The sequence below is a fragment of the Flavobacterium sp. genome (assembly GCF_046155325.1).
Lineage (GTDB): Bacteria > Bacteroidota > Bacteroidia > Flavobacteriales > Flavobacteriaceae > Flavobacterium.
The window spans coordinates 1-6,986 of sequence record NZ_JBJXDQ010000160.1; the positions used below are offsets into that span (position 1 = coordinate 1).

General features: G+C 32.8%; 6 protein-coding genes. 1 reads left to right on the plus strand and 5 read right to left on the minus strand.

The window, feature by feature from the left end; translation table 11 throughout:
* The 3 genes from ACKVOD_RS10990 to ACKVOD_RS11000 all read right to left on the minus strand — a co-directional run.
* Window positions 1-280 (minus strand): L-threonylcarbamoyladenylate synthase (locus ACKVOD_RS10990; RefSeq protein WP_409209517.1); only part of this gene is annotated, 280 nt, incomplete at its 3' end.
* A 22-nt stretch (window positions 281-302) separates the two neighbouring features.
* Window positions 303-2,624 (minus strand): ATP-dependent helicase, encoded by a 2,322-nt coding sequence (locus tag ACKVOD_RS10995; RefSeq protein ID WP_409209518.1) that lies wholly within the window; start codon window positions 2,622-2,624, stop codon window positions 303-305.
* 58 nt (window positions 2,625-2,682) lie between these two features.
* The gene (locus ACKVOD_RS11000) at window positions 2,683-3,450 is read right to left on the minus strand and encodes a sulfite exporter TauE/SafE family protein (protein ID WP_409209519.1); all 768 of its coding nucleotides are present in this window, start codon (window positions 3,448-3,450) and stop codon (window positions 2,683-2,685) included.
* Window positions 3,451-3,533: 83 nt separating this feature from the next.
* Here ACKVOD_RS11000 and ACKVOD_RS11005 point away from each other — a divergent pair, with 83 nt between their 5' ends.
* Entirely contained in the window at window positions 3,534-4,055 is a 522-nt protein-coding gene (locus ACKVOD_RS11005; protein WP_409209520.1) for a hypothetical protein, read from the plus strand.
* Here ACKVOD_RS11005 and ACKVOD_RS11010 read toward each other — a convergent pair.
* Window positions 4,047-4,952, minus strand: coding sequence for a patatin family protein (locus ACKVOD_RS11010; protein WP_409209521.1), 906 nt, complete (start codon window positions 4,950-4,952; stop codon window positions 4,047-4,049). The two genes, ACKVOD_RS11005 and ACKVOD_RS11010, sit on opposite strands and share 9 nt — an antisense overlap.
* The coding region (locus ACKVOD_RS11015; RefSeq protein ID WP_409209522.1) for a M1 family metallopeptidase at window positions 4,949-6,986 on the minus strand (2,038 nt) is incomplete at its 5' end. The genes ACKVOD_RS11015 and ACKVOD_RS11010, both read right to left, overlap by 4 nt.

The following is a 6,986-nucleotide window of genomic DNA, read 5'->3' on the forward strand; positions in this document are numbered from 1 at the left end:
CTCTTTTTAACAATTTGAAAGTAGCCGTATCTATTTGCCTAACGTAATCAGACAAATGACTTAAATCATGACATATAAAGGAAAAATTTGCTTTTTCCAGCTTCACTCCTTTTATTTTGGCAATGCGCTCCAAAGCTTTGGTATTGGTAATATCACATCCCAAACCATATACGGTATCGGTTGGATAGATTACTAAACCGCCATCCTTTAAAACCTTAACGACTCTGGCAATTGCAGCTTCGTTGGGTTTGTCTTCGTATATTTTGATAAATTGTGACATTTCTTAATAGTTTAAACTTTTTTCATCCAATCACATCCAATTTCGCAAATCTTAGCAGCAATTTCTTAATTCCACCGACTTCAAACTTAATTTCGGCTTTTTTATCAGCTCCAGCTCCTTCAAGATTTAATACTTCTCCTTTGCCAAAACGTTCATGCATGACAATATTTCCTGGAACTAATTTGTTGTCAAATAAATTGGCAGCACTTGAATTGCTTGAAACTGGTTTCAGCTTACGAATATTTAATTCAGCTTTTGCAGCCCCTTCGGGGGTTGGGGGACTTCCTGCAACAGGTTTTGCCAATCGCAATTTTGATTTGTCAATATCACCAAAAATATCACTGTCAATCATCGGTTTATAACGGTAATTGGTTTCTTCGGCAGTAAGATATTCTAAATACTGTCCGTCAATTTCTTCAATAAAACGTGAAGGTTCACAATCAGTCAATTTACCCCAACGATACCGCGATTGTGCATAGGTCAAATAGGCTTGATGTTCGGCCCTAGTTAAAGCCACATAAAACAAACGACGTTCTTCCTCGAGTTCACTTCGCGTACTCATACTCATTGCACTCGGAAATAAATCTTCTTCCATTCCAACAACAAATACATGAGGAAACTCTAAGCCTTTGGCTAAATGTATGGTCATCAAAGCAACTCTATCTTCCTCACTAGTATCTTTGTCTAAATCGGTTGCTAGGGCAACATCTTCCATAAATTCAGACAAGGCTCCACGAGCACCGTCAATTTCTCTTTGTCCTTCTGTAAAATCCTTGATTCCGTTTAATAGTTCTTCTATATTTTGGATTTTTGCCATTCCTTCCGGAGTTGCATCTTTCTTTAATTCTTGAACTAATCCTGTTTTTTTAGCTACGTGATCTGTGATATAAAATGCGTCTTTATTTTCGTTTATTACCTGAAAACTCTGAATCATGGTTACAAAATCATGTAGTTTTTGTTTGGTTCCTGAGTTAAGCTTCAAATCAATTTTGTCAATGTTTTGCATCACTTCGAATATGGATCGTTTGTAGTGATTTGCGGCAACTGTTAACTTTTCGACAGTCGTATCTCCAATTCCACGAGCTGGATAATTAATAACCCGAACCAAAGCTTCTTCGTCTTTTGGATTGATTACTAATCGCAAATAGCACAAAACATCCTTGATTTCTTTTCTTTGATAAAATGATAAACCTCCATAAATTCTATATGGAATGTCTCGTTTTCGGAGCGCATCTTCCATAGCACGTGACTGCGCATTCGTTCGATACAAAATAGCAAATTGTCCGTTCATTAACTGATTTTGCATCTTTTGCTCAAATATTGTACTCGCCACAAACCTGCCTTCTTCTGCATCGGTAATGCTGCGATGCACTTTTATTTTGGCTCCATCGGTATTCGCAGTCCATACAATTTTGTCAAGTTTGGTTTTGTTCTTTTCTATTATCGAATTGGCAGCTTCTACAATATTTTTGGTAGAACGGTAATTTTGTTCCAATCGAAAGGTTTTCACGCCTTCATAATCTTTCTGAAAATTCAGGATATTATTGATATTCGCACCACGAAAAGCATAGATACTTTGTGCATCATCGCCCACAACGCATATGTTTTGAAATTTATCCGACAAAGCACGAACAATCAAATACTGGGAATGATTTGTGTCTTGGTACTCATCGACCAAAATATATCGGAAACGATTTTGATATTTGGCTAAAACTTCGGGAAAACGAGTCAGCAATTCGTTAGTTTTCAGTAATAAATCATCAAAATCCATTGCGCCAGATTTGAAACAACGCTCTACATAATTTTGATAAATTTCGCCCAAACGAGGCTTTTTGCTCATCGCATCGGCTTCCTGTAATTCTGGATTATTGAAATAGGCTTTCACCGTTATCAAACTATTTTTATAAGAGGAAATTCGGCTTAAAACCTGTTTTGGTTTATATACATCTCTGTCCAACTGCATTTCCTTGATAACTGCCGAAATTAAACGAACAGAATCCTGTGTATCATAAATCGTAAAATTCGAAGGATAGCCTAATTTATCAGATTCAGAACGAAGTATCCTAGCAAAAACAGAGTGAAAAGTTCCCATCCAAAGATTCTTGGCTTCGTTAGAGCCTACAATTTCAGAGATTCGTTTTTTCATTTCACGAGCCGCTTTATTTGTAAATGTCAATGCCAAAATACTAAAAGCATCAACTCCCAAACTCATTAAATAAGCGATACGAATAGTCAAAACGCGAGTTTTTCCTGAACCAGCACCTGCAATAATTATCATAGGACCGTCTTTTTGAAGGACAGGTTCTCGTTGGGCTTCGTTAAGTTGTTCGATGTATTTTTGCATGATAAAATTATGATGAATGCAAAAATAAGGATTTAAGAATTAAAAAAAGAGTGGTTTTCTATTTATAAAAAACATCATAAGCAAACCGAATTAAGGTGGCGATAACAACTACCAAAAAGAAGGTTCTGATAAATTTATTTCCTTTATTAATAGCTAATTTCGCTCCCATCCAACCCCCTAAAGCATTGAAAACCGCCATTGGAATTGCAATTGCCCAAATGATTTTTCCTTTGGAAATAAATAAACAAATAGATCCAAAATTAGTGGCTAAATTTACCATTTTAGCATTGGCAGAAGCATTAATAAAATCAAAACCTAGTAACGTTATAAAAGCTAATACTAAAAAACTTCCTGTTCCTGGCCCAATAAATCCGTCATAAAAACCAACACTAAAACTAATGAATATGGCGTAAATTATTTGTTTTGATCCAGTAACTGAAGTATCGCGTTGTTGACCGAAATCTTTTTGAATATAGGTATAAATAAGGAACAGCGAAAGTACTATTAACAGCAATGGTTTCATGAAATCATTACTCACATAAGTTAACAATGTAGAACCTAAAAATGCAGAAGGAAAAGCTAATAATATCATTATTGATAGTAATTTCCAATTCATCTTCACGTTTTTAATATATTGATGAGCTGCAAACGAAGTACCACTAATTGCTGGAATTTTCAAAGTTCCAATGATGGTAGATACCGCTAAATTTGGAAGCAATATTAGAGCAACCGGAGTTTGAATAAGACCTCCACCACCCACAATCGCATCAATAAAACCTGCTACAAAAGCAGCAAGGCAAAGTAATATAATAATGTAAGATTCCATTTTTTATAAATTTTACCAAATGTACTATTTAAGTTTATTTGTTTATTCGTTAATTTGTAGTGCATAATTTAAACCCAAATTCAATGGATTCCACTCAAATAATCGAATTAGTAAGCTATACTTTACCCTCTATCATAATTACATTTGTTGGATATACAATTTTTGAACTTTACACCAAAAATGAGCGCGAAAAAAGACAACTTTTAGTTCAAAAAGAAACAAAAACAGATATTCTACCTTTGCGCTTGCAAGCCTACGAAAGGATGACTTTGTTTATAGAAAGAATAAATCCTAGCCAACTTCTGGTGCGAATTACTCCGATTTCTGAAGATAAAAATGATTATGCTAACTATGTAATTGCCCAAATAGAGCAAGAATTTGAGCATAATCTAGCCCAGCAAATTTATTTAACCGAAGACTGTTGGACAATACTAATCAAAGCTAAAAACGCCACAATACAAGCGATTCTTTTTGCTGCTAAAAACGAAAAGATAAGGGATGCAAATCAATTACGGGAGTTTATTTTAAAAGATTTATCCGAGAAACAATCTCCAACAAATGTTGCTTTGTCCTATTTAAAAAACGAAGTGAGTCAATTATGGTAATTTATTTTCGCTCATAATTTCACTCTTATTTAAAGCGTATTCATAGCCTTGAAGCCACCATTTTTTCATTTCTTTTTTGTCGAAAATTAAAGCGTTATCGGTTAGTTTTATTGGAGTATAAAAAAGGTTTAGCTTTACATCTTTATTAGAAGCTATTAATTTACCCAAGGCGATATCATGCTTTTCTACTTGGACTAAAGCTATTCTAAAAATATCAATCATTAACGAAAAGGGATTTTTCCCAATTTCCATTTTAGTTGTATTGACTTCAGTTTCAAGAATGATTACATCTATTTCAGTTGCGCCACGTTGAATTGCTTCGCGAATGGGTACTAAACTCGAAAAACCGCCATCCCCGTAATCAGAATCGTTTTTACTGACTAAACTCATAAAGGGTATATAATTACTTGATATCCAAACCCAATCACAAAACTCATCATAAGTACATTCTTTGATTGATTTGTATTCAGCTTCATTTTTAGAAATATTGGTAACAGTTATAACTACATCGACTGTAGTAGATTTTAATTCATTAAATTCTGTAATTGAAAAGTTTGATTTTATGTACTTTCTAAGCCTTTTACTTTCTCCAAAAGTTCTTCGCCCTCTAATAAATTGTATGATGACATTAAAATGGTTGATGGTTACAACATTTGTCCCATTTTTGTTTTTAATATAAAACGGGTTTACATTAAAAATGCTCTTCATATTCACATTAGTGTAAATACCATGTATTTTTTCAATATTTCCTAAAGCGAGATGCGGAATTAGTAGACTTCCGGTCGAAGTTCCTAAAAATAAATCATATTGATTCTTTTTATCTTCAATCAGGTATTGGGCAACACCTCCCGCAAATGCCCCTTTACTCCCACCGCCAGAAATCACTAATGCTCTCATTGATTTATTGTTTTCAAAAGTCGTTCCAACTGAAACTGTTCTTTTTGATTCAAATTTGGTAAAATAGTTTCAAATTCAATTCTTATATTCGAATTTTTTAATAATTCTACTATTGAATTTTTTCCAAACTTTGAATAATTCCAAGCATGATGAGTGGTCATGTTTACTAAATTAATCAAAAAAGCATCATTTGCAATACCTAATGCAATGAGACTTCCGATAGCATTTTGCCTTACTATTGCTTCGAATTTATTTGACGAATAATCAATTAACTCCTTTATTAAAGCTTCTTTGTCGCAGGTATAATCAGGCGTTGACAAAGTCAATGACAACCATACTATTCTCAAATTATAGTCATTAAAACCAAACCAATCTTTCGATTTATCCAGATATCGAATTCGGTGTTCAGGGAAATTCTTCCATAAAACACTCAAAACTATTTCTCTAGTTTGATATGATTTGTCGTCAAGTAAACTTTCATAGTTGACTCTAAAATCTTCGGGCACTTCTGTCAAAACGGATGCAACTACTTGACGAACTTTATTGTTGTTTGATTGTAAAGCGAGTTGAAAGAATTGTTTTTTATCATCAAAATTTTCATTTCTTAATTGATAAATAATGGCTCTTTTTACTGTCCAATAAACATCCGACTGAAGTGTTGCTATAAAGAAATCTCTTTTTTCGGATAAAGGTTTATTTTTTAATACATTAATTTCAAACAATAGTTTTATTGATTTATTTTTTGAAATTAACTCATTAATTATATTATCGTTATATTCTTTATCCTCAAGCCAAATTTTACTAAAAATTTCAATATCATAGTTTGAATTTTTCTTAATTTCTTGAAGAAATTCATCCGTATTTACATTTTGAAATGAATGTTTTTCTAAATAATCTTTCACTGATTTTTTAAAGATATCGCCACCAACAGCTTCTTTTAAAACATGCAAAGCCAATGCTCCTTTTTGGTAATAAGTTAATGAACTTGCATTAGGACTCAAAATCGGAATTGTATCTGTTTTGGAAGCCTTTTTAATTTGTAAAGAATAGTCATATAATTTATTATAAAAATAGTCGTCTCCAAAAACCTTTTTTTCGGCTAGTAATGCATAATAAGTCGCAAAACCTTCTTGAAGCCAATGATGGGTTCCACTTTCTGCAGTTACTAAATCTCCAAACCATTGATGCGCTTGCTCATGAGCGTTTACATTTACATAATTTTGGTCTTCAAATCCAATAGAATCCGTTACAAATTGATTTGCATACAATGTCGTCGAGGTATTTTCCATACCGGCATATAAGAAATCTCGAATTGGAATTTGTTTATATATTTTCCAAGGGTACTTCACTCCTATTTCCTCTTCTAAAAAATCAAAAATTTGTTTTGAATACCGATAAGTTGGTTCAACTTTGGCTTTATCTTTTGGTTCATAATACATTTCAATTGGGATTCCAGAATTCGAATAAACTACTTGTTTATTAAATTTTCCTACAGCAAGCACTAATAAATAGGAACTCATCGGTTTTCCCATTTGAAAATTCCATTGCGTTAGAGTGCTAATATTCTTTTTATTTACTACTACTCCATTGCTTTGCACTTGGTATTTATTGTCAAAAGTTACCGTCATATTAAAGACCATTTTTTCATTTACATCGTCAAAACTCGGAAACCAATGACTTGTGTATTTTCCTTGACCTTGAGTCCAAATTTGTAAGTCATCATTTTTATCAGAACCTATAAAATAGAGTGTTTGCTTGGGAATAGTATTGTAACTAAAATTAAGTGTGTGTTTTCCTTTTTTGAACGGATAAATTAAAAGAAGTTGTTTGCCATTTGTGTCAATTTTAATTGGTTTATTATTCAATTTGACCTTTGAAAATTCCATATTTATTGCATCAATTCTAATAGTATCAATAGGTTTCAAGATTTCAAATTTATAACTCACAATTCCAGAAACCGATTTTTCAATCGGATTCAATTTTATTTGTCCATGCACCGATTTAAAATCAACAAATTGGGTTTGTTGACTAAAG